This window comes from Blastococcus capsensis, from assembly GCF_030165005.1.
Classification (GTDB): Bacteria; Actinomycetota; Actinomycetes; order Mycobacteriales; family Geodermatophilaceae; genus Blastococcus; species Blastococcus capsensis.
Window position 1 is genome coordinate 202,046 of record NZ_JASNNW010000002.1, and the last position, 24,686, is coordinate 226,731.

At 72.9% G+C, this 24,686-nt stretch carries 24 protein-coding genes; 16 read left to right on the forward strand and 8 right to left on the reverse strand.

Annotated elements, in window-relative coordinates:
* The first annotated feature begins 102 nt into the window (after positions 1–102).
* The 3 genes from fbaA to QOZ86_RS03350 all read left to right on the forward strand — a co-directional run bounded on the left by fbaA (position 103) and on the right by QOZ86_RS03350 (position 1,932).
* Complete coding sequence (fbaA, locus tag QOZ86_RS03340; RefSeq protein ID WP_284490532.1) at positions 103–1,137, forward strand: class II fructose-bisphosphate aldolase; 1,035 nt, start codon at positions 103–105, stop codon at positions 1,135–1,137.
* 79 nt (positions 1,138–1,216) lie between these two features.
* The gene (locus QOZ86_RS03345) at positions 1,217–1,639 is read left to right on the forward strand and encodes a DUF3151 domain-containing protein (RefSeq protein WP_284490533.1); all 423 of its coding nucleotides are present in this window, start codon (positions 1,217–1,219) and stop codon (positions 1,637–1,639) included.
* Between the two features lie 149 nt (positions 1,640–1,788).
* Entirely contained in the window at positions 1,789–1,932 is a 144-nt protein-coding gene (locus QOZ86_RS03350; protein ID WP_284490534.1) for a GPGG-motif small membrane protein, read from the forward strand.
* A gap of 29 nt (positions 1,933–1,961) precedes the next feature.
* On the opposite strand, the gene QOZ86_RS03355 is transcribed toward QOZ86_RS03350, so the two are convergent.
* From QOZ86_RS03355 to QOZ86_RS03365, 3 genes are all read right to left on the reverse strand, one after another.
* Positions 1,962–2,792, reverse strand: coding sequence for an ATP-binding cassette domain-containing protein (locus tag QOZ86_RS03355; protein WP_284490535.1), 831 nt, complete (start codon positions 2,790–2,792; stop codon positions 1,962–1,964).
* Positions 2,789–3,853 carry an ABC transporter permease gene (locus QOZ86_RS03360; protein WP_284490536.1) on the reverse strand — a complete coding sequence of 355 codons (1,065 nt, stop codon included), beginning with the start codon at positions 3,851–3,853 and terminating at the stop codon, positions 2,789–2,791. The genes QOZ86_RS03355 and QOZ86_RS03360 overlap by 4 nt, the downstream gene beginning before the upstream one ends.
* A gap of 143 nt (positions 3,854–3,996) precedes the next feature.
* Positions 3,997–4,611, reverse strand: a complete 615-nt coding sequence (locus tag QOZ86_RS03365) for a hypothetical protein (protein ID WP_284490537.1) — start codon at positions 4,609–4,611, stop codon at positions 3,997–3,999.
* A 134-nt stretch (positions 4,612–4,745) separates the two neighbouring features.
* On the opposite strand from QOZ86_RS03365, the gene QOZ86_RS03370 reads away from it, so the two are divergent.
* On the forward strand, positions 4,746–6,035 hold the full coding sequence (locus QOZ86_RS03370; RefSeq protein ID WP_284490538.1) for an adenylosuccinate synthase: 1,290 nt from the start codon (positions 4,746–4,748) through the stop codon (positions 6,033–6,035).
* Between the two features lie 253 nt (positions 6,036–6,288).
* Here the strand turns inward: QOZ86_RS03370 and QOZ86_RS03375 are convergent, their stop codons facing one another.
* Positions 6,289–7,281, reverse strand: coding sequence for a glycerophosphodiester phosphodiesterase family protein (locus QOZ86_RS03375; protein ID WP_284490539.1), 993 nt, complete (start codon positions 7,279–7,281; stop codon positions 6,289–6,291).
* A 228-nt stretch (positions 7,282–7,509) separates the two neighbouring features.
* On the opposite strand from QOZ86_RS03375, the gene purD reads away from it, so the two are divergent.
* Positions 7,510–8,793, forward strand: a complete 1,284-nt coding sequence (gene purD / locus QOZ86_RS03380; RefSeq protein ID WP_284490540.1) for a phosphoribosylamine--glycine ligase — start codon at positions 7,510–7,512, stop codon at positions 8,791–8,793.
* 114 nt (positions 8,794–8,907) lie between these two features.
* Here purD and QOZ86_RS03385 read toward each other — a convergent pair whose 3' ends face one another.
* Entirely contained in the window at positions 8,908–10,335 is a 1,428-nt protein-coding gene (locus tag QOZ86_RS03385; protein ID WP_284490541.1) for an AI-2E family transporter, read from the reverse strand.
* A 127-nt stretch (positions 10,336–10,462) separates the two neighbouring features.
* On the opposite strand from QOZ86_RS03385, the gene purB reads away from it, so the two are divergent.
* The 7 genes from purB to QOZ86_RS03420 all read left to right on the forward strand — a co-directional run bounded on the left by purB (position 10,463) and on the right by QOZ86_RS03420 (position 17,547).
* A complete protein-coding gene (gene purB / locus QOZ86_RS03390) occupies positions 10,463–11,770 on the forward strand; it encodes an adenylosuccinate lyase (RefSeq protein ID WP_284490542.1) in 1,308 nt (435 codons plus the stop codon).
* Between the two features lie 55 nt (positions 11,771–11,825).
* Positions 11,826–12,713, forward strand: a complete 888-nt coding sequence (locus QOZ86_RS03395) for a phosphoribosylaminoimidazolesuccinocarboxamide synthase (protein ID WP_284490543.1) — start codon at positions 11,826–11,828, stop codon at positions 12,711–12,713.
* Positions 12,714–12,854: 141 nt separating this feature from the next.
* On the forward strand, positions 12,855–13,736 hold the full coding sequence (locus QOZ86_RS03400) for an endonuclease domain-containing protein (protein ID WP_284490544.1): 882 nt from the start codon (positions 12,855–12,857) through the stop codon (positions 13,734–13,736).
* Positions 13,737–13,863: 127 nt separating this feature from the next.
* Positions 13,864–14,103: a phosphoribosylformylglycinamidine synthase subunit PurS gene (gene purS / locus QOZ86_RS03405; RefSeq protein ID WP_284490545.1), complete on the forward strand. Its 240-nt coding sequence runs from the start codon at positions 13,864–13,866 to the stop codon at positions 14,101–14,103.
* A gap of 11 nt (positions 14,104–14,114) precedes the next feature.
* Entirely contained in the window at positions 14,115–14,786 is a 672-nt protein-coding gene (gene purQ / locus QOZ86_RS03410; RefSeq protein WP_284490546.1) for a phosphoribosylformylglycinamidine synthase subunit PurQ, read from the forward strand.
* Positions 14,783–17,164: a phosphoribosylformylglycinamidine synthase subunit PurL gene (gene purL / locus QOZ86_RS03415; RefSeq protein ID WP_284490547.1), complete on the forward strand. Its 2,382-nt coding sequence runs from the start codon at positions 14,783–14,785 to the stop codon at positions 17,162–17,164. The genes purQ and purL overlap by 4 nt, the downstream gene beginning before the upstream one ends.
* A complete protein-coding gene (locus QOZ86_RS03420) occupies positions 17,164–17,547 on the forward strand; it encodes a sterol carrier family protein (protein WP_284490548.1) in 384 nt (127 codons plus the stop codon). The genes purL and QOZ86_RS03420 overlap by 1 nt, the downstream gene beginning before the upstream one ends.
* A gap of 85 nt (positions 17,548–17,632) precedes the next feature.
* Here QOZ86_RS03420 and QOZ86_RS03425 read toward each other — a convergent pair whose 3' ends face one another.
* Together QOZ86_RS03425 and QOZ86_RS03430 are read right to left on the reverse strand one after the other, a co-directional pair.
* Positions 17,633–17,776: an MFS transporter small subunit gene (locus QOZ86_RS03425; RefSeq protein ID WP_284490549.1), complete on the reverse strand. Its 144-nt coding sequence runs from the start codon at positions 17,774–17,776 to the stop codon at positions 17,633–17,635.
* A complete protein-coding gene (locus QOZ86_RS03430) occupies positions 17,773–19,191 on the reverse strand; it encodes an OFA family MFS transporter (protein ID WP_284490550.1) in 1,419 nt (472 codons plus the stop codon). The genes QOZ86_RS03425 and QOZ86_RS03430 overlap by 4 nt, the downstream gene beginning before the upstream one ends.
* Positions 19,192–19,396: 205 nt before the next feature.
* Between QOZ86_RS03430 and QOZ86_RS03435 the strand changes: the two genes are divergently transcribed.
* The 4 genes from QOZ86_RS03435 (at position 19,397) to purM (ending at position 24,135) form a co-directional block, all read left to right on the forward strand.
* On the forward strand, positions 19,397–20,482 hold the full coding sequence (locus QOZ86_RS03435) for an S-(hydroxymethyl)mycothiol dehydrogenase (RefSeq protein ID WP_284490551.1): 1,086 nt from the start codon (positions 19,397–19,399) through the stop codon (positions 20,480–20,482).
* A complete protein-coding gene (locus QOZ86_RS03440; RefSeq protein ID WP_284490552.1) occupies positions 20,482–21,090 on the forward strand; it encodes an MBL fold metallo-hydrolase in 609 nt (202 codons plus the stop codon). The genes QOZ86_RS03435 and QOZ86_RS03440 overlap by 1 nt, the downstream gene beginning before the upstream one ends.
* Before the next feature lie 338 nt (positions 21,091–21,428).
* Positions 21,429–22,967: an amidophosphoribosyltransferase gene (gene purF / locus QOZ86_RS03445; RefSeq protein ID WP_284490553.1), complete on the forward strand. Its 1,539-nt coding sequence runs from the start codon at positions 21,429–21,431 to the stop codon at positions 22,965–22,967.
* 79 nt (positions 22,968–23,046) lie between these two features.
* Entirely contained in the window at positions 23,047–24,135 is a 1,089-nt protein-coding gene (gene purM, locus QOZ86_RS03450) for a phosphoribosylformylglycinamidine cyclo-ligase (protein WP_284490554.1), read from the forward strand.
* A gap of 219 nt (positions 24,136–24,354) precedes the next feature.
* On the opposite strand, the gene QOZ86_RS03455 is transcribed toward purM, so the two are convergent.
* Entirely contained in the window at positions 24,355–24,576 is a 222-nt protein-coding gene (locus QOZ86_RS03455) for a DUF3073 domain-containing protein (protein WP_284490555.1), read from the reverse strand.
* Positions 24,577–24,686 lie beyond the last annotated feature (110 nt).

Sequence of the window (24,686 nt, forward strand, 5' to 3'; positions counted from 1 at the left end):
GCAACCCGTGGTGTCGCGGCCGGGGGGCGCGGCGGGATACTGAGCGCCGACGTCAGCCGTACCGCGCCGTACAGCCGTAACCGATGCGAGGAGTGCACGCTCATGCCCATCGCGACCCCTGAGGTCTACGCCGACATGATCAACCGGGCCAAGGAGGGCGGCTTCGCCTACCCGGCGATCAACTGCACCTCCTCGGAGACGGTCAACGCGGCGCTGCGCGGCTTCGCCGACGCCGGCAGCGACGGGATCATCCAGTTCTCCACCGGGGGGGCGGAGTTCGGCTCGGGCACCCGGGTCAAGGACATGGTCACCGGTGCGGTGGCGCTCGCCGAGTTCACCCACGTCGTCGCCGAGAAGTACCCGGTCAACGTCGCCCTGCACACCGACCACTGCCCCAAGGACAAGCTCGACTCCTACGTCCGCCCGCTGATCGCGCTGTCGAAGGACCGGGTCGACGCCGGTCAGGAGCCGCTGTTCCAGTCGCACATGTGGGACGGCTCGGCCATCGAGCTCACGGAGAACCTCGACATCGCCGAGGAGCTCATGGAGAAGTCCGCCGCGGCCAAGATCGTGCTCGAGCTGGAGATCGGCATCGTCGGCGGCGAGGAGGACGGCGTCGTCGCCGAGATCAACGAGAAGCTCTACACCGCCGACGGCGACTTCCTGCGCACCGCCCAGCAGCTGGGGCTGGGGGAGCGGGGGGTCTACCTGCTCGCTGCCACCTTCGGCAACGTGCACGGCGTCTACAAGCCGGGCAACGTGAAGCTCCGCCCCGACGTGCTGCAGCGCGGTCAGGCGCTGGTGGCCGAGGAATTCGACCTGGGCGAGGGCGCCAAGCCGTTCAACCTGGTCTTCCACGGCGGGTCCGGCTCGGCGGAGTCGGAGATCCGCGAGGCGCTGTCCTACGGCGTCGTGAAGATGAACGTCGACACCGACACCCAGTACGCCTTCACCCGGCCGATCGCCGGCCACATGTTGAGCAACTACGACGGCGTGCTGAAGATCGACGGCGAGGTCGGCAACAAGAAGGCCTACGACCCGCGCAGCTACCTCAAGGCCGCCGAGACGAACATGGCCGCCCGCGTCGTCGAGGCCTGCGAACACCTGCTGTCCGCCGGCCAGTCCCAGGGCGCGTGAGCGTGACCGAGCTCGCGAGGTCATCAATGAGCACAGCCCGCTGCGGAGCAGGACCGACGAGCGCCAGCGAGGAGGTCGAGTGACGCACTCCCACGGCAACCTGCTGGGCGAGCCGCCGGCCACCCTGCTGCCCCCGACGCCCGAGGCCGACGCCGAACTCGCCGAGGGCGCCACGCTGGCCGAGGCCGCCGCGCACCACCCGACGGTGAGCGCGGTCTGGGCCGGCCTGGCCGAGGAGGCGCTGAACCGCACCGAGCGGGCCCTCGGCGACACCGTCCAGGCCTACGCCTACGCGCGCACCGGCTACCACCGAGGGCTGGACGCGCTGCGTCGCAACGGCTGGAAGGGCTACGGCCCGGTGCCGTGGTCGCACGAGCCCAACCGGGGGTTCCTGCGCTGCGTCACCGTGCTGGCGACGGCGGCCGAGGCGATCGGTGAGACCGCGGAGGCCGAGCGCTGCCGGCAGCTGCTCCGGGACTGCGACCCGGCACTGGGAGCCTGACCTCACCTACGGTAACCAGGCGTCCGCTCCGAAACCTTCGCTCACCCGTATGAGCGGGGGATCGGCCGAGCAGGTTTGTCATCGGATCGTCATGGTCACCACTCTCCGTACTCGGTGCCGCTGGGCGCCTGGAACAGAGAGGGAGTCACATGGCCACGCTGCTCTGGATCCTCGCCGTCGTCCTGGTGGTCGCCGGCATCGTCGCGCTCGTCCGCAAGCAGATCGTGCCGGGGATCGTGCTGATCGTGCTCGGCCTCCTGGTCGGCCCCGGCGGCGTCAGCCTCTTCACCTGAGGCCCTGCACCCCGAGCTCCGTGACCGCCTCAGCGCTCGCCGAGTTCGGGGTGCAGGGCGGTCAGGGCGTCGGTCAGGGCGTTCAGCCGTTCGCCGCCGGCCATCAGGGCGGTGAGGACGTCGGCGTCGACGTCGTCCCGGGTGAGGTTGCCGGCCACGTGCCCGTGCGCGAGCAGCAGGAACCGGTCACCGATGAGGTGGGCGTAGCGCGGGTTGTTCGTGACGACCACGACCGCCAGCCCCTGCGCCCGTGCGGCGAGGATCGCCTGCCCGAACAGCGTCTGCCGCGCGACCGTGATGGGGGTCTCCGGCTCGTCGATGATCAGCGCCCGCGCGCCGAAGTGCAGTGCGCGGGCCACGGCCAGGCTCTGCCGCTCCCCGGCCTGCAGCGCACTCGCCGGCTGATCGGGGTCCAGCCCGGTGACGCCGACCCGGGCCATCGCGCGCACGGTGGTCTCGCGGGCCGCGTCCATGTCCAGCCGGCGCAGCGGCCACACCCCGCGGGTCGGCTCCGCGCCGAGGAAGAAGTTCCGCCAGACCGAGAGCAGCGGGGCGACCGCCAGGTCCGGCCAGACGGTGGCGATGCCGACGTCCCGCGCCTGCCGGGGCGAGCGGAACCGCACCGGCTGCCCACCGACCAGCAGTTCACCCTCGTCGTGCCGGCGCAGCCCCGAGAGCACCGAGACCACGGTGGACTTCCCCGACCCGTTCTCGCCGAGGATGCAGGTGATCTCACCCGCCATCAGGGTCGCGCTGACCCGCGCCAGGGCGGGCACGTTCCCGTGCCGGACGGTGAGCCCGCGCATCTCCAGCCCCGGGGTGGGGACGGCCGGCTCCGGTGCCGACGAGGCGGTGCTCACGACCGGGGTACCGCCTTCAGCCGGCGGCGCACCACGCCGTTGGCCACCAGTGCGATCAGGAGCAGCGCGCCCAGCAGCGCCTGGAACCACCGCGGATCCCAGCCGGCGAGCGTGATCCCCTGCCGGGCGACGGCGTACAGCAGGGCGCCGACGGCGGCGCCGATCGTCGAGCCGTAGCCACCGGTGAGCAGGCACCCCCCGATCACCGCCACGACGATGAAGTCGATGCCGCTCAGGATGCCCACCGTCCCGCCTGCCTGCACGCTCCCGAACCGCACGAGGGTGATGGTGCCGAGCAGCCAGCCCGCGGAGGCGGTGAGGCAGAACAGCGCGACGGTCGTCCGGCGCACCGGCACGCCCAGCTCGTGCGCGGCCTGACGGGCGCCGCCGCACGCGAACACCGCGTTGCCGAACTTGGTGCGCCACAGCCCCCACGCGGCCAGTGCGGTCAGCGCCAGCCACCACAGGACGGACACGCTGAACCGGCCGTTGCCCACCTGCATCGACCCGTCGAAGAGGGTGACCACCGACGACCAGCCCCGCGCCTGGTCGAGGCCGCCGACCCGGGTGGCGCCCGCGACCGCCTGCGACCCGGCCTGGGAGGTGCCCTGGAGGATCAGGAAGGTCGCCAGGGTGACCAGGAAGCTGGGCAGACCGGTGTTCACCACGAGCACGCCGTTGACCACCCCGACCGAGAGGGCGGCGAGCAGGGAGACGGCCAGCGCCGGGACGGTGCTCCAGCCGGCGACCTCGATGAGCAGCGCGGTGAGCAGCGAGCTGGCGACGGCGATCACCCCGACCGAGAGGTCGAACTGGCCGGCGACGAGCAGCAGCGCGACCGCGACCCCGCCGATCCCGAGCAGCGCGGCGGTGTCCAGCACCGTGGCCAGGCCGAACGGGCTCACCAGGCCCGGCGCGGCGAACGCGAAGAATAGGACGACCACCACCAGGCCGACCACGGCGGGCAGGCTCGGCCGAGCCAGGGCACGGGCCAGGAACGACCGTCGCTGGGGCGCCCGGGCCGGGAGGTGGCCGAACGCGGGCAGGCGGTCGCCGATCACCGGTACGGCGACCCGACGGGATGGCAGGGCGTCGGCAGCTGGTCCTCCTCGGCGGTCGGATGGCCTTCCAGTGTCCACGACGCGCCCGGCCGGCTGCAGGGCCTCACCGGGATCCGCGAGCGGTACCGGTGAGGCCGCTCCGCTCAAGGCTGCAGCCGCCACCGCACCCGGTCGTCGGCGTACCAGGTCCACCGGTGGACCGGCCGCACGTAGGGCACCCCGTCCCGCACGATCCGGGCCGGGTCGGAGGCGACCTGCAGCGCGCGCCCGCTGGTGTGCCGGGTCGGGCGGAGCGGCAGCGTCATCACGGTCACGCCGATCGTGTCGACCGCGGTCCAGTCGGGGCGGACGTCGACCCGGGTGATCTCGCCGTCGGCCACCCTGATGTCGTCGTGGTGCGCCTGGAGGCCCAGCCGCCGCGACAGCGACCGGCGGCCCTGGCCGGCGGCCTCGATGCGGCCGTGGTGCAGCAGGACTCCGCCGTGGTCGTCGCGGACGAGGGTGAGGTCCCGCGGCGCACCGCTGCCGATGCCCAGCTCACGGGCCAGGGTCACCGAGGCCCTGTCCGCGCCCGGCTCCCAGGTCACCGGCACCTCCGCCGTGCGACCGGCCTTGAGCAGGGCCGCGAGCGCCGCGGACAGCCCGGCGACCGGTCCCCGCACCACCAGCGACGCGGCGGTGGGCACCGTCTCCAGCTGGCTCGCGCGGGGCGCCTCCCCTGGCTCCAGACGGCGGAGGTCCAGCTCGACCGACGACATGCCGATACCCTGCCACCTGGCCCACCGGAAACCCCCGGGGTGGCGGGCCAGCGACCCGCGTCACCGGCACGCAACCGACCCACCCCGCAACCGACCCATCCACCACCCCGAGCACGAAGGAGAACCAGGACCCGATGCCCGCTGTCGTGCTGATCGGTGCCCAGTGGGGCGACGAAGGCAAGGGCAAGGCCACCGACCTGCTCGGCGGCCGTGTGCCCTACGTCGTCCGCTACCAGGGCGGCAACAACGCCGGCCACACGGTGATCACTCCGGACGGGGAGAAGTACGCCCTGCACCTGATCCCGTCCGGGATCCTGACCCCCGGGTGCACCCCGGTCATCGGCAACGGCGTCGTCATCGACCCCGAGGTGCTGATCGGCGAGCTGGCCGGGCTGGAGGCGCGGGGAGTGGACACCTCGCGGCTGGTCATCTCCTCCGACGCGCACTTGATCATGCCGCACCACCGGGCCCTCGACAAGGTCACCGAGCGCTTCCTGGGCAAGCGCAAGATCGGCACCACCGGCCGCGGCATCGGGCCCGCCTACGGCGACAAGGTCGCCCGCGCCGGCATCCGGGTGCAGGACCTGCTGGACCTGTCGATCCTCCGCCAGAAGCTCGAGGGGACGCTCCAGGAGAAGAACCAGATCCTGGTCAAGGTCTACAACCGGAAGGCGATCGACGTCGACGAGGTCGTCGAGGAGTACACCGGCTACGCCGAGGCGCTCAAGCACCGCATCGTCGACACCCGGCTGCTGCTGGGCAAGGCCCTCGACGCCGGCGAGTGGGTGCTGCTCGAGGGCTCCCAGGGCACGCTGCTCGACGTCGACCACGGGACCTATCCCTTCGTGACGTCGTCCAACCCGACGGCCGGCGGCGCCGCCGTCGGCGCGGGTGTGGGCCCGACCCGCATCGAGCGCGTGGTCGGGATCCTCAAGGCCTACACCACGCGGGTGGGGTCGGGGCCGTTCCCGACCGAGCTGCACGACGCCCACGGCGAGTACCTGCGCACGCAGGGCGGGGAGGTCGGCGTGACCACCGGCCGCGACCGCCGCTGCGGGTGGTTCGACGCCGTCGTCGCGCGGTACGCCGGCCGGGTCAACGGGATCACCGACTACTTCCTCACCAAGCTCGACGTGCTGTCGGGTCTGGACACGGTGCCGATCTGCGTGGCCTACGAGGTCGACGGCGTCCGGCACGAGGAGATGCCCATGACGCAGACCGACTTCCACCACGCGAAGCCGGTGTACGAGGAGATGCCAGGCTGGTTCGAGGACATCCGGCACTGCCGCACCTTCGACGAGCTGCCGGCCAACGCGCAGGCCTACGTGCGGCGGCTCGAGGAGCTCTCCGGCGCCCGGATCAGCGTCATCGGTGTAGGTCCCGGTCGCGACGAGAACGTGGTGATCCACGATTTGATCGGCTAGGTCTCTGTCGTCCTCCGGACGACACCGCGGCCATGCTGTCTGTCGTCCTGCCGGACGACACCGCGGCCAGGTGCCGTCCTTGTTGAGCTGAGCCGTTGCCGGCCCTCCTCAGGGAGGCCTTCGGCCGCCCTTCGTCAGGACCGCCTCGCGGGGCGGCCTCCGTCACGTCCCGCGACTTGGTGCCGTCCCTGCTGTTCCGCGCGGCTCCTCGCCCCTCCTCTGGAGACCCTGCGGGCCCCCGTCGTCGGGGCGATCAGACCAGCTGGGCGCTGATGGCGGTGCGGGCCCGGACGGCGTGGTCCGGGGAGTCGGTGATCAGGCCGTCGACGCCGAGGTTGAGCAGCTGCAGCGCGTCCCCGACGGCGTCGCCGAGAGCGTTCGGGGCGTCCCCGCGGCGCAGGTGAGCCGGCAGGAAGGCGTTCTCCGCCCGCAGCGTCCAGCAGAACACCGCCAGTTCGGCTGCGTGCGCCTGGTGCACGAGGTGCGGCGTGCCGGTGAGCGCGTGCTCGGCGGCGCTGGCCAGGACCCGGTCCCGGCTCGGGGCGACCGCCTGGGCGTAGGTGGAGATCTCGCGCAGGCCGGAGGGGGACACCAGGGCATCGCTCGCCGGGGCGTCGCCCACGAGCTGGGCCATCTGCGGTCCGCCGTCGCCGAGCCGGGCGCGCAGCTCGCGCAGCACCGACGCGTCGAACGCCTGGATCAGCACCGTGCCGTCGGCGGTGTCGGCGCCGAGGCGCCGCAGGTCGCCGGCGACCAGTTCGCCCATCGGCAGGCCGAGATCGGCCGCCCACTGCGGGTGCTTGAGCTCGGCGAGCACCCGCACCTGCCGCTCGGCGGTGGAGCGGCAGCGGGCCAGCTCGACGACATCGGCGAGGGTGAGGATGCCGAACCTGCCGTCGTACGCGGTGTTCGTGGGGCGCAGCGCCGGCATCCGCTCGACGGCGCGGAGGATGCGCAGCTCGGCGTAGGTGAAGTCCTCGGTGAACCAGCCGGTGCACAGCTCGCCGTCGATGACCTTGGTGGTGCGGCGGTCGGCGAACTCAGGGTGCTCGGCGACGTCCGTGGACAGCGAGAGCTCGTTCTCGTGTCGGACGACGAGCACGCCGTCGCGGCTGACCACCACGTCGGGCTCGATCAGGTCGGCTCCGAGGTCGATGGCCAGCTCGAAGCTGGCCGCGGTGTGCTCCGGCCGGTAGGCCGGGGCTCCGCGGTGTCCGATGACGACGGGCCGGGGAAGGCGTGTCACTGGCTTGCTCGCCAACGACTCGGTCGCGCGCATGACTCCCACAACACAGGAATCGGATGAATCAGGGGCGAACTGGAGGCAACCGGTCGCGCACTTTTCCGGCGGCCCCGGGGCTGACCAGCGAGCATGGGTGCCGGATGTGGTCGAAATCACCTGGTGTGTCTGTGGCTGATGGGGCGGACCGCCGGGACAGCACTTCTCCGGCGGCGGTCGGTAGGGTCGCCGCTCGTGCGCGTGCTGGTGATCGGCTCCGGTGCCCGGGAGCACGCCCTGTGCGTGGCTCTGCAGTCCGACCCTGCGGTGGGTGCGCTCGCCTGCGCGCCCGGGAACGCCGGGACGCGGGGGGTGGCTCCGCCACCGCCCGGCGGGGAGACGCTCGTGGTGGCCGACCCGGTGGCGGTGGCCGACGTCGCCCGCGGCTGGTCCGCCGATCTGGTGGTCATCGGGCCGGAGGTCCCGCTGGTGGCCGGTGCGGCCGACGCGGTCCGGGAGGCGGGCATCGCCTGCTTCGGGCCGTCGGCGCAGGCCGCGCAGCTGGAGGGCAGCAAGTCCTTCGCCAAGCACGTGATGACGGCGGCCGGCGTCCCGACGGCCCGGTCGTGGGCCGTGGGCGGGGCCCCCGAGCTGGAGACCGCTCTCGACGAGGTCGCGGCCCTCACCGGGGGCGCCCCCTACGTCGTCAAGGACGACGGGCTGGCCGCCGGAAAGGGCGTCGTCGTCACCCCCGACCGGGCGGCGGCCGCCGCCCACGGCCGCCGGGTGCTGGACGCCGGCGGCTCGGTGCTGGTGGAGGAGTACCTCGACGGGCCGGAGGTGTCGCTGTTCGCCGTCACCGACGGGACGACGGTGCTGCCGCTGCTCCCGGCCCAGGACCACAAGCGCCGCGACGACGGCGACGCCGGCCCGAACACCGGTGGCATGGGGGCGTACGCGCCCCTGCCATGGGCGCCGGCCGGCCTGGTCGAGGAGGTGTTGGCCACCGTCCTGCAGCCGACCGTCGACGAGATGGCCCGGCGTGGGGAGCCGTTCTCCGGCCTGCTCTACGCCGGGCTGGCGCTGACCTCGCGCGGCGTGCGCGTGGTGGAGTTCAACGCGCGGTTCGGCGACCCGGAGACGCAGGTCGTGCTGCCGCTGCTGGAGAACCCGCTGGCCGGGCTGCTGCACGCCGCCGCGACCGGGGAGCTCGCCGGGCACCCGCCACTGCGCTGGCGGAACGGGGCGGCGGTGACCGTCGTCGTCGCCGCGCCGGGATACCCGGAGGCGCCGCGGACCGGCGACCCGATCACCGGCGCGGACGGCGACGGCGTGCTGCACGCCGGGACCACGGTGAACCCGGAGGGCACGGTGCTCTCCGCCGGCGGCCGCGTCCTGGCGGTCACCGCGGTGGGCGCGGACCTGGCCGCGGCCCGGCAGGCCGCCTACGAACGGGTCGCCGGGGTGCGGCTCGCCGACGCGCACTGGCGCACCGACATCGCGCTGGCCGCCGTCGAGGGCCGGGTCGCCGTCGGCTGACAGCCGCGTGAGCATCGCAGGGAGCGCCAGCGACCGAGGAGCGGAGGGCGGCGCGGAAGCCGACGAATGTCACCCTGCCGACCGACCGCCGTCCCGGGGCTGTCCGGCGCCTCGTCAGCCGGCGCTGACCACCGGGCGGGCGCGTCCGGGACGAGGCTCGGGTGGGCGCGGCCCCTCGTGGCGGCGGCTCAGGTAGGTGCCGGCCACGTTTCCGCAGGCGACCACCGGCACCGCGATGAGGGCACCGAAGATGCCGGCGACCAGCAGCCCCGCAGCGATGGCGAGCACGACCGCCAGCGGGTGCACGTGCACGGCGCGCCCGAGCAGCAGCGGCTGCAGGACGTGCCCCTCCAGCTGCATCACCAGGACGACGACGGCCAGCGCGATGAGCGCCTTGATCGGGCCGACGGCGACCAGCGCCACCAGCACCGCGACCGTGCCGGCGAGGAACGACCCGATGATGGGGATGAACGCGCCGAGGAACACCAGCGCGGACAGCGGGATGACCAGCGGCACCCCGAGCACCGCCAGCCCGATGCCGATGCCGACGGCGTCGACCAGGGCCACCACCGCCGTCGCGCGCACGTAGGAGATCAACGTGCGCCACGAGCGCCGGGCCGCCTCGTCGAGGTAGGCGCGCGACCCGCCGGGGAACAGGCCCACCATCCACAGCCAGATGGTGCGGCCGTCCTTGAGGAAGAAGAAGAGGGTGAACAGCGCCAGGACGATGCCGGTGAAGACCTCGCCGACCGTCGTCGCGGTGGTGATCGCCCCGGTGGCCAGTTCCTCCTCGTTGCTGACGAGGAACTCCTGCGCCTGGCCGACCGCCTCCTCGAGCTGGTTCGCCGTGATCGGGAAGCTGCGGACCACGAAGCTCTCGACCTGCTCGAGCCCCTCGCTGACCTGGTTGGCCAGGTCGGCGAACCCCGCGATGACCCGGTTGACCACCAGCGTGATGATTCCGGCGACGACGCCCAGGCCGACGAGCAGCATCGCGAAGGCGGCCAGCGAGCTCGGCCAGCCGTGCCGCACCAGCGCCGCCGCGCCCGGTTGCAGGAGGGCGGCGAGCAGCAGCGCCACGATCACCGGCACGACGACGACGGCGACGTAGGCCATCGCGTAGAGCAGCGCGTACAGGCCGGCCAGCACGATCAGCACCCGCCACGACCACGCGGCCGCCGTGCGCAGCGCCGTCGGCACGCCGTCCTCGACGTGCCCGCGCCGGTGGGTCGGGACCAGGCCGCGGTCCCGGTCGCCGCGGCGGCGCGGCGGCCCGCCCCCGGGCGGGCCGCTGACCCCGCCGGGGCCCAGCGGGCCGTCCAGATCGGGGGCCCCCGGCTCTGGGCTGCCCAGGCGGATCCGGTCCTCGCCGTCGGCCTCGGAACCGTCGCCGGGCGGGACGTCGGTCGCCGGCCCGTCGTCGTGGTGCGGAAAGGTGTGGTCGTGGGCGAACCGGTCGTACCACGCGTGCGGATCGTGCTCCCGGGCGGCGCGGATGCGTTCCCGCGCCCGCGCGGTCAGGTCGTTGGCGCGGCGCAGCATCGCGCACCTCCGGGGCGGGCAGTAGGGACCTGGACGATCATCGAAGCCCCACAGCGGGGTCCCCGCCAGCCCTGCGGGACAATGCCCCCGTGGTGCGACGAGCTGAGCAGTGGCAGGCGGTACCCGCATGATCGAGCGCTACACGCTCCCGGAGATGGGGCGCGTCTGGAGCGACCAGCACAAGTACGAGCTGTGGTGCCGGGTCGAGACCCTGGTCCTCGAGGCCCACGCGGCAGCCGGACGGGTCCCCGCCGACGTCGTCGAACCGGTGCGCAACGCCCCGCCGCCGGCCCCGGAGCGGGTCGCGGAGATCGAGGAGACGACGCAGCACGACGTCATCGCCTTCCTCACGGCGTGGGCCGACAACACCGAACCGCGCTCGGCGGCCGCGTACGTCCACCACGGCATGACGTCGTCGGACCTGCTGGACACGGCGCTCGCGGTGCAGCTCACCGACGCCACCGACGTGCTGCTGGCCAAGGCCGACCGGCTGGTGGCGGTGCTGCGGGACCACGGGCTGGCGCACCGGGACACGATCAAGGTGGGCCGCACCCACGGCGTGCACGCCGAGCCGGACGTGTGGGGGCACCGGGTCGCCGACCTCGCCTTCGCCGCGGCTCGCTCGCGGGACCGGCTGCGGGCGGCGCGCGAGCGTGTCGGCGTCGTCGCCATCTCCGGCGCCGTCGGCACGTACTCGCTGATCGATCCGTCGGTGGAGGTCGTCGTGGCCGAGGCCCTCGGCCTGCGGCCGGCCGAGGCCTCGACCCAGGTGGTGCTGCGCGACTCGATCAGCGAGTGGGTCTCCGCGCTGGCGATCATCGCGACGGTCTGCGAGGCCGTCGCCCTGGAGGTGCGGCACGGCCAGCGCACCGAGGTGCGCGAGCTGTCGGAGGCGTTCGGGTCGGGCCAGAAGGGCTCGAGCGCGATGCCGCACAAGAAGAACCCGATCCGCTCCGAACGCATCGCCGGGCTGGCCCGCGTGGTGCGGGCGGCGATCGTGCCGGTGATGGAGGGCATCCCGCTGTGGCACGAGCGCGACATCTCGCACTCGTCCACCGAGCGGGTCTTCCTGCCCGACGCCGCGATCACCACCGACTACCTGCTGCACCTGACCACCGGGCTGGTGGAGAACCTGGTGGTGGACGACGAGCGCATGCGCGCCAACCTGGAGTCGACCGGCGGGCTGATCTACACCTCGTCGGTGCTGCTGGAGCTGGTGGAGAGCGGGTCGTCCCGCGAGGACGCCTACGCACTCGTGCAGTCAGCCGCGATGGAGACCTGGAAGAGCGGGACGCCGTTCCGCGAGACGCTGCGGGAGCGCGCCTCGTCGTCCGGCCTGACGCTGGACGAGGCGCGGCTGGACGAGATCTGCCGGCCGGAGCAGTACGTGGCCAACCTCGGTCCGCTGTTCGACCGGCTGGCCGCACTGTCGTGAGCGGTTCTGTGATCGACCGGCTCCGCCGGGCGAGGAGCGAGCCGGTGACCTCGTGATGGACCTGCCCCTCGTCGCCCGCGGCAAGGTGCGGGAGATCTACGACGCCGGATCCGACCGGCTGCTGCTCGTGGCGTCGGACCGGATCTCGGCCTACGACCACGTGCTGCCCACGCAGATCCCCGACAAGGGGCGGGTGCTCACCCAGCTGTCGGTGTGGTGGTTCGAGCAGCTGGCCCCGGTGCTGTCGTCGTTCGGGGCGTCCCACCACCTGGTGTCGGCGGCTCCGGGGGCGGACGACGGGGTGCCGACGTCGGTGGCCGGGCGGGCGATGCTCGTGCGGCGGCTGGAGATGCTGCCCGTGGAATGCGTGACCCGCGGCTACCTGTCGGGGTCGGGGACGGTGGAGTACCAGCGCACCGGATCCATCCGCGACGTGGCGCTGCCGTCCGGTCTGGTCGAGGGCTCCCGGCTGCCGTCGCCGGTGTTCACGCCGTCGACCAAGGCAGAGGTGGGGGAGCACGACGAGGCGATCGACTTCGCGGCCGTGGAGGCCGCCGTCGGCGCGGCCCGGGCCGCCGAGCTGCGCGAGCTGACGCTGGCGCTCTACCGGCGGGGTGCTGAGATCGCGGCCGGCGCGGGCATCGTGCTGGCCGACACCAAGTTCGAGTTCGGGCTGGCCCCGGACTCCGCGGACGGAAGGCAGGGCCTGGTGCTCGGCGACGAGGTGCTCACCCCCGACTCGTCGCGCTTCTGGCCGGCCGGCACGTGGGCTCCGGGCTCGGTGCAGCCCTCGTACGACAAACAGTTCGTGCGCGACTGGCTGACGTCGTCCGGCTGGGACCGCGTCTCGCCGCCGCCGGAGCTCCCCGCCGACGTCGTCGCCGCGACCCGCGAGCGCTACGTGACGGCCTACGAGCAGCTGACCGGCCGCCGCTTCGCTTGACCCGGCCCGCCGGTGCGCACGTCCCCCGCCGAGTGCGACGAACTCGTGGCCGTCAGCCGCTGATCGCCACGACTCCGTCGCACTCGCTGGGCCTGTGGACGAGCCCAGCGGGCGACGGCCGCCGCCCGGCAGGCTGCGCCCGTGCCGACCCCGCCCGTCCCGCCGCGCGTGCTGGTGCCGACCAACCGCGCCGGGGCCCGCTCGGCCGGCATCAGCGACTGGCAGCTGCGGCACGCGGGGATCGTCCGGATGTCGCGGGACACCTACCTGCCGCGAGCTGCCAGCGACGTGCTGCGGCAGCGCATCGACGCCGTCCTCCTGGGCGCACCTCCCGAGGCGGTCCTCAGCCACCTGACGGCTGCAGCGCTGTGGGGCTATGAGGTGCCGCTGGTGGCCGACGACCGGCGAGTGCACCTGTCCGTGCCCGTGGAGCGTCGCGTGCGGTCCCGCGCCGATCGCGTCGTCCACGCCGCCGCTGTGCCGGCTCCGGAGACGCGTCGCCTCAGCGGTCTCCTGGTCACCTCGCCCAGCCGGACCTGGATCGATCTCGCGGCGGTGCTGCCGCCGGGGGCGCTGCTCGCGGTGACCGACCAGATGCTGGCCGGGGGATTCCCAGCGGACGAGTTCCCGAACATCGTCCGACGGTCCCGCGGACGCCGAGGTGCCGCCCGGGCCCGGGCAGTCATGTCCATCGGCGACCCGCTGGCCGGTTCGCCGATGGAGTCGGTCCTCCGGTGGCTGATCCATGAGGCGGGGCTGCCGCGCCCGGTGCTCCAGCACGTCGTCCGGGACGACTCCGGCCGGTTCGTGGCGAGCGTGGACATGGCGTGGCCGGAGCGGCGGGTCCTCGTGGAGTTCGACGGGGACGTCCACCGCGAGCGGCGGGTCTTCGTGAACGATCTCCGCAGGCAGAACGGAATCGTGCTGGCCGGGTGGCGGGTCCTGCGGTTCAGCTCGGCCGACGTCCTCGGTCGTCAGGCCGCGGTGGTCGGGCTGCTCGCCGGCGCCCTGTCCGGCAGCTGACGGACGAGTGCGACGTACTGGTGGTCATCGAGGCCGTGATGGCCACGAGTTCGTCGCAGTCGAAGGGTGGTGCTTCTCCCGGGCCGCGCGTGCCGAGGGCCGGCCACGGCCCGGTACCCTCGTCGGCGTGTCCCGGGTGGTCGTCGACGTGGTCCTCAAGCCGGAGATCTCCGACCCGCAGGGGCAGGCGGTGCTCGGAGCGCTGGGCCGGCTCGGCCACGACAGCATCACGAGCGTCCGCCAGGGCAAGCACTTCGTGCTCGAGGTCGACGGCACCCCTGACGAGGCGGAGCTGAAGCAGATCGCCGAGACACTGCTGGCGAACCCGGTCATCGAGGACGTCGAGCTGCACCTCCCCACCGACTGAGAGAGACCGCTGTGCGCATCGGTGTCATCACCTTCCCGGGTTCCCTGGACGACGTCGACGCCGCGCGCGCGGTGCGCCTGGCCGGCGGTGACCCGATCAGCCTGTGGCATGCCGACCACGACCTGAAGGACGTCGACGCCGTCGTCCTCCCGGGCGGGTTCTCCTACGGCGACTACCTGCGCGCCGGAGCCATCGCGGCGCGCGCGCCCCTGATGCAGGACGTCGTCGACCGCGCGAAGCAGGGCATGCCGGTGCTCGGCATCTGCAACGGCTTCCAGGTGCTGTGCGAGGCGGGCCTGCTGCCGGGGGCGCTCACCCGCAACAGCCACCTGCACTTCCGCAACCGCGACCAGGTGCTGCAGGTGGAGCGGGCCGACACGTCGTGGACGCACGCCTACGAGACCGGCCAGCGCATCGTGATCCCCGTGAAGAACGGCGAGGGCCGCTACGTCGCCGCCGACGCCGACCTCGACCGCCTGGAGGGGGAGGGCCGCGTCGTGTTCCGCTACGTCGGCGGCAACCCCAACGGGTCCAGCCGCGACATCGCCGGCGTCACCGGCGCGGACGGCCGCGTGGTGGGGCTCATGCCGCACCCCGAGCACGCGATCGAGGACCTCACCGGACCGTCGACCGACGGCCTCGGCTTCTTCACCAGCGTCCTGAAGGCGGTCGTGAGCGCGTGAGCGGCGACGGAACGGCGGGTCAGGCCAGCGCCACCGCGGGCCTCTCCGAGCTCGACACCGGCCCGGGCCGGTTGGGCAACCGGCTCGATACCGTCGACCTGGCGGAAAGCACCCCCGACGACGAGCAGCCCTATGCGGAGCTGGGCCTCGAGGCCGACGAGTACGCCCGGATCAAGGAGATCCTCGGCCGCCGGCCCACCACCGCCGAGCTGGCGATGTACAGCGTCATGTGGAGCGAGCACTGCTCCTACAAGTCCAGCAAGGTGCACCTGCGGCAGTTCGGCGACCTCCCGCCCAGCGACGCCCTCCTGGTCGGCATCGGCGAGAACGCCGGCGTCGTCGACGTCGGGGACGGCTACGCGGTCACCTTCAAGGTCGAGTCGCACAACCACCCGAGCTACGTCGAGCCCTACCAGGGCGCGGCGACCGGCGTGGGCGGCATCGTCCGCGACATCCTCACCATGGGCGCGCGCCCGATCGCGGTCATGGACTCGCTGCGGTTCGGCCGGGCCGATGCCCCCGACACCGCCCGGGTGCTGCCCGGCGTCGTCGCCGGCGTGGGCGGCTACGGCAACTGCCTGGGCCTGCCCAACATCGGCGGCGAGCTGCTCTTCGACGACTGCTACGCCGGCAACCCGCTGGTCAACGCGCTGTGCGTCGGCGTCATGAAGCACGAGGACGTGCGGCTGGCCAAGGCCGAGGGCGTGGGCAGCAAGGTCATCCTGTTCGGCGCCCGCACCGGCGGCGACGGCATCGGCGGCGTCTCCGTGTTGGCGAGCGAGACGTTCGACGCCGAGGGCCCGGCCAAGCGCCCGAGCGTGCAGGTGGGCGACCCGTTCACCGAGAAGCTGCTCATCGAGGCGTGCCTGGAGATCTTCGCCGCGGACCTCGTCACGGGCATCCAGGACCTCGGCGGCGCCGGCCTGTCCTGCGCCACGTCCGAGCTGGCCAGCGCGGGCACCGGGGGCATGCACGTCGACCTCGACACCGTGCCGCTGCGGGACAGCACCCTGACGCCCGCCGAGATCCTGATGAGCGAGTCGCAGGAGCGCATGTGCGCGATCGTCGAGCCGGACAAGGTCGGCGCCTTCCTCGCCGTCTGCCGCAAGTGGGAGGTGCTGGCCACCGTCATCGGCGAGGTCACCGCCGGCGACCGGCTCACCGTCGACTGGCACGGCGAGCGGATCGTCGACGTCCCGCCGCGGACGGTCGCGCACGAGGGCCCGGTCTACCAGCGGCCGATGCAGCGCCCGGCCGACCTCGACGCGCTCCGGGCCGACGACCCCGCCCGGCTGCCGCGGCCGCAGACCGGGGCGGAGCTGCAGGCGCACTGGCTGGCCGTCGTCGGCAGCCCGGACGGCGCGGACAAGACGTGGGTGACCGAGCAGTACGACCGCTACGTCCGCGGGAACACCGTGCTCGCCCAGCCCGACGACGCGGGCGTGGTGCGGATCGACGAGCAGAGCCACCGCGGCATCGCGCTCTCCCTCGACGGCAACGGCCGCTACGCCCGTCTCGACCCGTACACCGGGACGCAGCTCAACCTCGCCGAGGCCTACCGCAACGTCGCCGTCTCCGGGGCGAAGCCGCTGGCGGTCACCAACTGCCTGAACTTCGGCTCCCCGGAGAACCCCGAGGTCATGTGGCAGTTCGCGCAGGCAGTCCGCGGTCTCGCCGACGCCTGCCGGGAGCTGGGCCTGCCGGTCACCGGCGGCAACGTCAGCCTCTACAACCAGACCGGCGACGTGGCGATCAACCCGACGCCGGTGATCGGCGTCCTGGGCGTGCACGACGACGTCCGCACCCGCGTGCCGTCCGGCTGGCGCGTGCCGGGGGAGACGGTGCTGCTGCTCGGGACCACGGCGGCCGAGCTCGGCGGATCCGCCTGGGCGAGCGTCGTGCACGGCCATCTCGGCGGGCGGCCACCGGCGGTCGACCTGGCCGCCGAGCGCGCGCTGGGCGACCTGCTGGCCGCACTCGGCCGGGAGGGCCTGGTCAGCTCCGCGCACGACCTCGCCGACGGCGGCCTGGCGCAGGCGCTGGCCGAGTCCGCACTGCGCTACGGCGTCGGCGCCCGGCTGGAGCTGGGTAACCTCCCCGCCGCCCTAGACCCGTTCACCGCCCTGTTCAGCGAGTCCACCGCCCGCGCGGTCATCACGACGTCCGACCCCGGCGGCGTGAAGACCACGGCCCGGTGGGCCGGGGTGCCGGTCACCGAACTGGGGACGACCGGTGGTGGCGCGCTGGCCGTCGGGGATCTGCTCGAGCTGCCCGTCGACGAGCTGCGGGCCGCCTGGACGGCCACGTTGCCGGCCCTGTTCGGCAGGCCGGAGGTCACGGTCGGCTCCGTCCCGGCGGGCACCGTCCCGACCTCCTGATGCCCGCGGCCGGCCCGATCCCCGCCGAGGAGCTGCGCGCCGCGGTCGACCCGGTGCGGGCCTGGCTCGCCGGGGGAGCCGAGCAGCCGCCCCGCGCGGTGGTCGGGGTGGCGGTGAAGACCAGCGCCCGCTGGCTGGCCCAGCAGGTGCCGGGGCGCTCCGTGGAGCTGCGGGTGCCCCCGCACGTCGCCGTCCAGTGCGTCCCGGGGCCGCGGCACACCCGCGGGACGCCGCCCAACGTCGTGGAGACCGACGCGGCGACCTGGCTCCGCCTGGCGACCGGTGCCCTCGACTGGGCCACCGCCGTCGCCGAAGGGAAGCTCACCGCCAGCGGCAACCGTGCCGACCTGTCCGGCCACCTCCCCCTGCGCCCGCTGCGATAGGGACTTCTGTCCAGAAGGTCCCCGGAGAAACCACGACGGCGGGGACCCCCGGAGGGATCCCCGCCGTCGCGGGTGGTCAGGTGGTTCAGCCGGTGAAGAGGGCGCTGGCCGCCTTCACCGTGTTGTAGAGGCCGTAGACCAGCGGAATGCCGACCAGGGTCCAGGCGAAGGCCACCAGGCCCTTGGAGCCCTCCTGGGGCCCGCGGTCGTCGGTGCGTGCAGTGCTCATCGGGTCAGGCTCCGGTCTCCGGTCGTGGACGCCGCCTCAGGGACGTCGGTGGGCTTGGGCTCGAAGTACTTCTCGGCGACCGGCTTGATCAGCAGGTTGGCGACGAAGCCGACGGCCAGGATGCCGACCATGATGAACAGGGCGGGTCGGTAGTCGGAGGCAACCAGATTCCCCGGCTCCCCCTGCATGTCCAGGATGCCGTTGATGATCAGGGGTCCGGCGATGCCCGCAGCCGCCCAGGCGGTCAGCAGCCGGCCGTGGATGGCGCCGACCTGGTAGGTGCCGAACAGGTCGCGCAGGTACGCCGGGACGGTCGCGAACCCACCGCCGTAGAAGCTGATGATGACCGCGGCCAGCGCGACGAACAGCCAGACGGCGCTGCTGCCGATGGTGGCCAGCCCGATGTAGAGGACGATGCCGACGCCCAGGTAGACCATGTAGATCGGCTTGCGGCCGATGTAGTCCGACGTGGAGGACCACACGAAGCGGCCGGCCATGTTGAACAGCGACAGCAACCCGACGAAGCCGGCAGCGGCGGCGGCGGCCACGGCGGACGTCCCGCCCTCGCGGAAGAAGTCCTGGATCATCGGGGCGGCCTGCTCGAGGATGCCGATGCCCGCGGTCACGTTGCAGAACAGCACCGTCCACAGCAGCCAGAACTGCGGCGTCTTGATGGCGTTGTTGGCCGACACGTTCTCGGTGGTGACCAGCGACTTCTGCTTGACGGTCGCCGGGTCGAAGCCGTGCGGCCGCCAGTCGGCGGCCGGCACCCGCACGATGAAGGCGCCGAACAGCATGAACACCAGGTAGACCAGACCGAGGGTGAGGAACAGGAAGCCGACGGAGTTGCCGCTGGCGACCTCACCGGCCGCACCGGTGTAGTCGTCGTCGTACCAGTTCATCAGCTGGCGGGACAGCGGCGAGGCCACCATGGCACCGCCACCGAAGCCCATGATGGCCATGCCGGTGGCCAGGCCCGGCCGGTCCGGGAACCACTTGATCAGCGTGGAGACCGGCGAGATGTAGCCGATACCCAGGCCGATGCCGCCGAGGACGCCGTAGCCGAGGTAGACCAGCCAGAGTTGGTTGGTGAAGATGCCGAGGGAGCCCACGATGAAGCCGGCCGACCAGAAGACGGCGGCGGTGGCCATCGCGGCACGGGGGCCGTTCTTGTCAACCCAGGTGCCGAAGAGTGCGGCCGAGACGCCGAGCATGACGATCGCCAGCGAGAAGATGATGCCGATCTCGGTGAGGCTGGCGTTGAAGTGCTCGACGAGGGCCACCTTGTAGACGCTGGTGGCGTAGGCCTGGCCGATGCTGAGGTGCACGGCGAGAGCCGCTGGTGGGATCAACCACCGGTTGAAGCCTGGCTTGGCGACGATGCGCTCGCGTGCCAGGAAGCTGGGTACTGCCACGGGGAACTACCTCCGAGGACGGGAACGACTCGCCCGGCTGGGCGAAGCCTTGATGCGACTGTGATGAACCTCGCGATCGGTGGCACGGTACGGTGTTCCGCGTTTGATCGTGCGCTCAACACTCCCCCGTGATCGGCCAGTTACCCCCCGTGCTGTAGTCGAGAGCGGACCCGCCACCTGGGAATCGTGCCCCTAGGCTCCTCCCATGGCCTACGAGGTGAAGGGCGTCGTCGCCCGCGGCAAGGGACAGCCGGTCACGGTGGAGACGATCGTGGTCCCCGATCCGGGCCCGGGTGAGGCGGTCGTCGACGTGCAGGCCTGCGGGGTCTGCCACACCGACCTGCACTACCGCGAGGGCGGCATCAACGACGACTTCCCCTTCCTGCTGGGTCACGAGGCGGCCGGCGTGGTCTCGTCCGTCGGTGAGGGCGTCACGAACGTCGCCGTCGGCGACTACGTCGTCCTGAACTGGCGGGCCGTGTGCGGGGAGTGCCGCGCCTGCCGCAAGGGGCAGCTGCAGTACTGCTTCAACACCCACAACGCCGCCCAGAAGATGACCCTCGCCGACGGCACGGAGCTCTCCCCGGCGCTGGGCATCGGCGCCTTCGCGGAGAAGACGCTCGTCCACTCCGGCCAGTGCACCAAGGTCGACCCGGCCGCGCCCCCGACGGCCGCCGGTCTGCTCGGCTGCGGCGTCATGGCCGGCGTCGGCGCGGCGATCAACACCGGTGGCGTGCAGCGCGGTGAGACGGTGGCCGTGTTCGGCTGCGGCGGCGTCGGTGACGCGGCGATCGCCGGGGCGAAGCTCGCCGGGGCGACGACGATCATCGCCGTCGACATCTCCGACCGGAAGCTGCAGTGGGCCAAGGGCTTCGGCGCCACGCACACGGTGAACTCGGAGGAGACCGACCCGGTCGAGGCCATCAAGGCGCTCACCGGCGGCTTCGGTGTCGATGTCGCCATCGATGCCGTCGGGCACCCGAAGGTGTTCGAGCAGGCCTTCTACGCCCGCGATCTCGCCGGCCGCGTCGTCATGGTGGGCGTCCCGACGCCGGGCATGGAGGTCACGCTGCCGGCCATCGAGATCTTCGGCCGCGGCGGGGCCGTCAAGTCCTCCTGGTACGGCGACTGCCTGCCCAGCCGCGACTTCCCGATGCTGGTCGACCTCTACCTGCAGGGCCGCTTCGACCTGGACGCCTTCGTCAGCGAGACGATCGGCCTGGACGACGTCGAGGCGGCGTTCGAGAAGATGCACCACGGCGAGGTGCTGCGCAGCGTGGTGGTGTTCTGATGGCGCCCCGCATCGACAAGCTCGTCGTCCCCGGCGTCTTCAGCCTCGACGGGCAGGACTTCGACGTCGAGAACAACGTGTGGCTCGTCGGGAACGACGACGAGGTGCTGGTCATCGACGCCCCGCACGACGCCGCGCCGATCGTCGAGGCGATCGGTGGCCGGAAGGTCACCGCGATCGTGCTCACCCACGGGCACAACGACCACATCACCGCGGCGCCGGCGCTGCGCGAGGCCACCGGCGCCCCGGTCTGGTTCCACAGCGCCGACCGGATGCTCTGGGACATGACCCACCCGGACGCCGGGCCCGACGAGGAGCTGCGGGCCGGCACCCGGTTCGACGTCGCCGGCACCCGGCTGGTCGCGCTGCACACCCCGGGTCACTCGCCGGGCAGCACCTGCCTGCACGCGGCGGACCTACGGACGGTCTTCACGGGCGACACGCTGTTCTGCGGCGGGCCCGGGGCGACCGGGCGGTCATTCAGCGACCACCCGACGATCGTGAACTCGATCCGGGCCGAGCTGCTGAGCCTGCACGGCGACACGGTCGTGAAGACCGGCCACGGCGAGGACACCACGATCTTCGCCGAGCTGCGCAACGTGCACTGACTCTCCGGCGCGGCCGCCCCCTCAGCATAGGAAGCAATGCCTGTGGATGGGGCCGCGAAACCGTAGGCAAAGCCTCCTGTGCCTGGGTGGGGCCGCCGAGGGCGAGCAGCCACTCCACCTGCTCGGCGGCGGGCGGAGCGGGTGGTCATGGTGGGCACGGCGGACCTCCGGGGACGGCGACGGGCGGTGCCTCGACGCGCGCGGGACCCCTGTGGTTCCTCGCCGGTCGATCTGTGCGGCGCGGAATGCCCGCCTGACCAGCGTCGACGCGCCCGCGAGGTGACGCGGTACACCTGCCGGGCTCTCGACCGGGTCGCGATCCCCGGTAACCTCGACGAGTGCCTCGCGGTGATGGACGGCTGACGCACGACCTCGATCCCCAGTTCCCCGGACCCCAGGACGCCTGTGGCGTCTTCGGTGTCTGGGCGCCGGGCGAAGAGGTCGCGAAGCTGACCTATTTCGGTCTGTACGCGCTCCAGCACCGCGGGCAGGAGGCGGCGGGTATCGCGGTGTCCGACGGCGCCTCGGTCGTCGTCTTCAAGGACCTGGGGCTGGTCAGCCAGGTGTTCGACGAGGCGACCCTCGGCAGCCTGCGCGGCCACCTCGCCGTCGGCCACACCCGGTACTCCACCACCGGCGCCTCCACGTGGGAGAACGCCCAGCCCACCTTCCGCACCACGGAGGCCGGGACCGGGCTGGCGCTCTGTCACAACGGGAACCTGGTCAACACCGCCGAGCTGGCCGGCAAGGCCGCCGACGCCGGCGTCCCGGGCGCCTTCTCCGCCACCACCGACTCCGACCTGGTGACCGCGCTGATCGCCTCCTACCAGGACATCTCGGTGGAGGCCGCAGCCATGGAGGTGCTGCCCCAGCTGCGCGGGGCCTTCTCCATCACGTTCATGGACGAGGACACCCTCTATGCCGCCCGCGACCCGCAGGGTGTCCGCCCGCTGGTGCTGGGCCGGCTGGAGCGGGGCTGGGTCGTGGCCAGCGAGACGGCGGCGCTGGACATCGTCGGCGCCTCCGTGGTGCGCGAGGTCGAGCCCGGCGAGCTGATCGCCATCGACGAGAACGGCCTGCGCAGCCAGCACTTCGCGCCCGCCGAGCCGAAGGGCTGCGTCTTCGAGTACGTCTACCTCGCCCGCCCGGACACCACGATCTCCGGCCGCAGCGTGCACGCGGCCCGCGTCGAGATCGGCCGCCGGCTGGCCAAGGAGCACCCGGCCGACGCCGACCTGGTCATCCCGGTGCCCGAGTCGGGCACGCCGGCCGCCGTCGGCTACGCGGAGGCCAGCGGCATCCCCTACGGGCTGGGGCTGGTGAAGAACTCCTACGTCGGCCGCACCTTCATCCAGCCGTCGCAGACGATCCGGCAGCTGGGCATCCGGCTGAAGCTCAATCCGCTGCGGGACGTCATCCGCGGCAAGCGGCTGGTCGTCGTCGACGACTCGATCGTCCGGGGCAACACGCAGCGCGCGCTGATCCGCATGCTGCGCGAGGCGGGGGCGCTGGAGGTGCACGTGCGCATCTCCTCCCCGCCGGTGAAGTGGCCGTGCTTCTACGGCATCGACTTCGCCAGCCGGGCCGAGCTCATCGCCAACGGGCTGGACATCGACGGCGTGCGCGCCTCGATCAACGCCGACTCCCTGGGCTACGTCTCGGAGCAGGAGCTGATCGCCGCCACCGAGCAGCCGCGGAACCGGCTGTGCACCGCGTGCTTCACCGGCGAGTACCCCATCGACCTGGGGGTGCCCGAGGTGCTGGGCAAGCACGTGCTCGAAGGCATCGAGCAGCGGGCGGTGACCGGCTGGACCGGCCAGCAGGCCGGCAGTGCGGCGGTGCCCGGTGGCGCCGAGGACGCGCTGAGGCGGCCGTGAGCGCCGCGAGGGCGACGCCCGAGCGAGCATCGCAGGGAGCGCCAGCGACCGAGGAGCGGAACGAGGGCGGAGCCGAGCAATGAGCGCCGAGTTCGCCCAGGCGGCCGGAGGCCGCGAGTTCACGTACGCCGCCTCCGGCGTCGACATCGACGCGGGAGAGCGCGCGGTCACCCTGATGCGGGCCGCCGTCGAGCGGACCAACCGGCCCGAGGTGGTGGGCGGGCTGGGCGGCTTCGCCGGGCTGTTCGCACTGGACACCGCGAAGTACCGCAAGCCCCTCCTGGCCTCCTCCACCGACGGCGTGGGCACCAAGATCGCGCTCGCCCGGCAACTGGACCGGCACGACACCGTGGGCATCGATCTCGTGGCGATGGTCGTCGACGACCTGGTCGCCTGCGGCGCCGAGCCGCTGTTCCTCCAGGACTACGTGGCCTGCGGGAAGGTCGTGCCGGAGCGGATCGCGGCGGTCGTCACCGGCATCGCCGCCGGCTGCACCCAGGCCGGTGCGGCCCTGGTGGGCGGGGAGACCGCCGAGCACGGTGACCTGATGGACGCCGACGAGTACGACCTCGCCGCGACCGCGGTGGGCGTCGTGGAGGCCGACGCCGTGCTGGGGCCGGAGCGGGTGCGGCAGGGCGACGCGGTGATCGCGATGGCGTCGTCGGGCTTCCACTCCAACGGCTACTCCCTCGTCCGCCGGGTGGTGGGCGCAGCGGGCCTCGACCTGCACGGGACGCCGGCCGGCCTCGACCGGACCCTCGGCGAGGAGCTGCTCGAGCCGACCCGCATCTACGCGCTCGACTGCCTGGCGCTGGTCGGGGAGCTGGGCGTCGAGGGCGCGCACGCCTACGCGCACATCACCGGCGGCGGGCTGGCTGGCAACACCGCGCGCGTGGTGCCCGAGGGGCTGCAGGCCGTGCTGGACCGCAGCACGTGGGCGCTACCGGCGGTCGTGCGCCTGATGGAGGAGCACGGGGTGCCGCGGGCGGAGAGCGAGCGCGCCTTCAACTGCGGTGTCGGGATGATCGCCGCCGTCGCGCCGGACCGCGCCGACGCCGCCGTCGCGCTGCTGACCGCCCGCGGGGTCCCCGCGTGGATCGCCGGGACAGTGCAGGCGCGGCCCGGCGACGCCGCCCCGGCCGCAAGGCTGGTGGGCTCCTACCGCTGAGGGCTGCCCATGGTGGCGTGGCGTTGCCTCACGCCAGGCCCGCGGTAGCCACCCGAGCGCTACGGCGCTCGGGGGGCGAGGAGGAGCCGCGCGTCACGTGAGCCGGGTAGACGTGAACCCACCGCGCGACGTCGATCCCGGCACGCGACACCACGACACCGCGGCCCCGGGAGGCCGCGGTGTCGTGGTGTCGGACGAACCGGGTGGCGACGCCGCTGGTCAGCGGCTGGCCGCCCAGTCGTCGTCGGAGTCGTCGTCCGCCCAACGATCGGCGTACGCGTCGTCCTCGTCCTCGTCGTCGTCCGCCGCGCCGGGCGGGGTGTACGTCGATGACGAACCGGCCAGCTCGCGCTGCAGCGCGGTGAGGTCGGTGTTGGGTGAGCTGTACTTGAGCTCACGGGCCACGCGTGTCTGCTTGGCCTTCGCTCGGCCGCGCCCCATCGGCTCGACCCCCTCGTTACGGAGTGCGGAAGCTCAGCCAAGCGGCTGATGCGGCCCGCGTGGCGACCCCGACTGAGTGACTATGTCTCGGACAACACTACGACACCGAT

Excerpts from the sequence above, each read along its gene's own strand:
- fbaA (WP_284490532.1), top strand. The coding sequence starts at position 103 with ATGCCCATCGCGACCCCTGAGGTCTACGCCGACATGATCAACCGGGCC.
- QOZ86_RS03350 (WP_284490534.1), top strand. The coding sequence starts at position 1,789 with ATGGCCACGCTGCTCTGGATCCTCGCCGTCGTCCTGGTGGTCGCCGGC.
- QOZ86_RS03365 (WP_284490537.1), bottom strand. The coding sequence starts at position 4,611 with ATGTCGTCGGTCGAGCTGGACCTCCGCCGTCTGGAGCCAGGGGAGGCG.
- QOZ86_RS03370 (WP_284490538.1), top strand. The coding sequence starts at position 4,746 with ATGCCCGCTGTCGTGCTGATCGGTGCCCAGTGGGGCGACGAAGGCAAG.
- QOZ86_RS03385 (WP_284490541.1), bottom strand. The coding sequence starts at position 10,335 with ATGCTGCGCCGCGCCAACGACCTGACCGCGCGGGCGCGGGAACGCATC.
- purB (WP_284490542.1), top strand. The coding sequence starts at position 10,463 with ATGATCGAGCGCTACACGCTCCCGGAGATGGGGCGCGTCTGGAGCGAC.
- QOZ86_RS03395 (WP_284490543.1), top strand. The coding sequence starts at position 11,826 with ATGGACCTGCCCCTCGTCGCCCGCGGCAAGGTGCGGGAGATCTACGAC.
- QOZ86_RS03420 (WP_284490548.1), top strand. The coding sequence starts at position 17,164 with ATGCCCGCGGCCGGCCCGATCCCCGCCGAGGAGCTGCGCGCCGCGGTC.
- QOZ86_RS03425 (WP_284490549.1), bottom strand. The coding sequence starts at position 17,776 with ATGAGCACTGCACGCACCGACGACCGCGGGCCCCAGGAGGGCTCCAAG.
- QOZ86_RS03435 (WP_284490551.1), top strand. The coding sequence starts at position 19,397 with ATGGCCTACGAGGTGAAGGGCGTCGTCGCCCGCGGCAAGGGACAGCCG.
- QOZ86_RS03440 (WP_284490552.1), top strand. The coding sequence starts at position 20,482 with ATGGCGCCCCGCATCGACAAGCTCGTCGTCCCCGGCGTCTTCAGCCTC.
- purM (WP_284490554.1), top strand. The coding sequence starts at position 23,047 with ATGAGCGCCGAGTTCGCCCAGGCGGCCGGAGGCCGCGAGTTCACGTAC.
- QOZ86_RS03455 (WP_284490555.1), bottom strand. The coding sequence starts at position 24,576 with ATGGGGCGCGGCCGAGCGAAGGCCAAGCAGACACGCGTGGCCCGTGAG.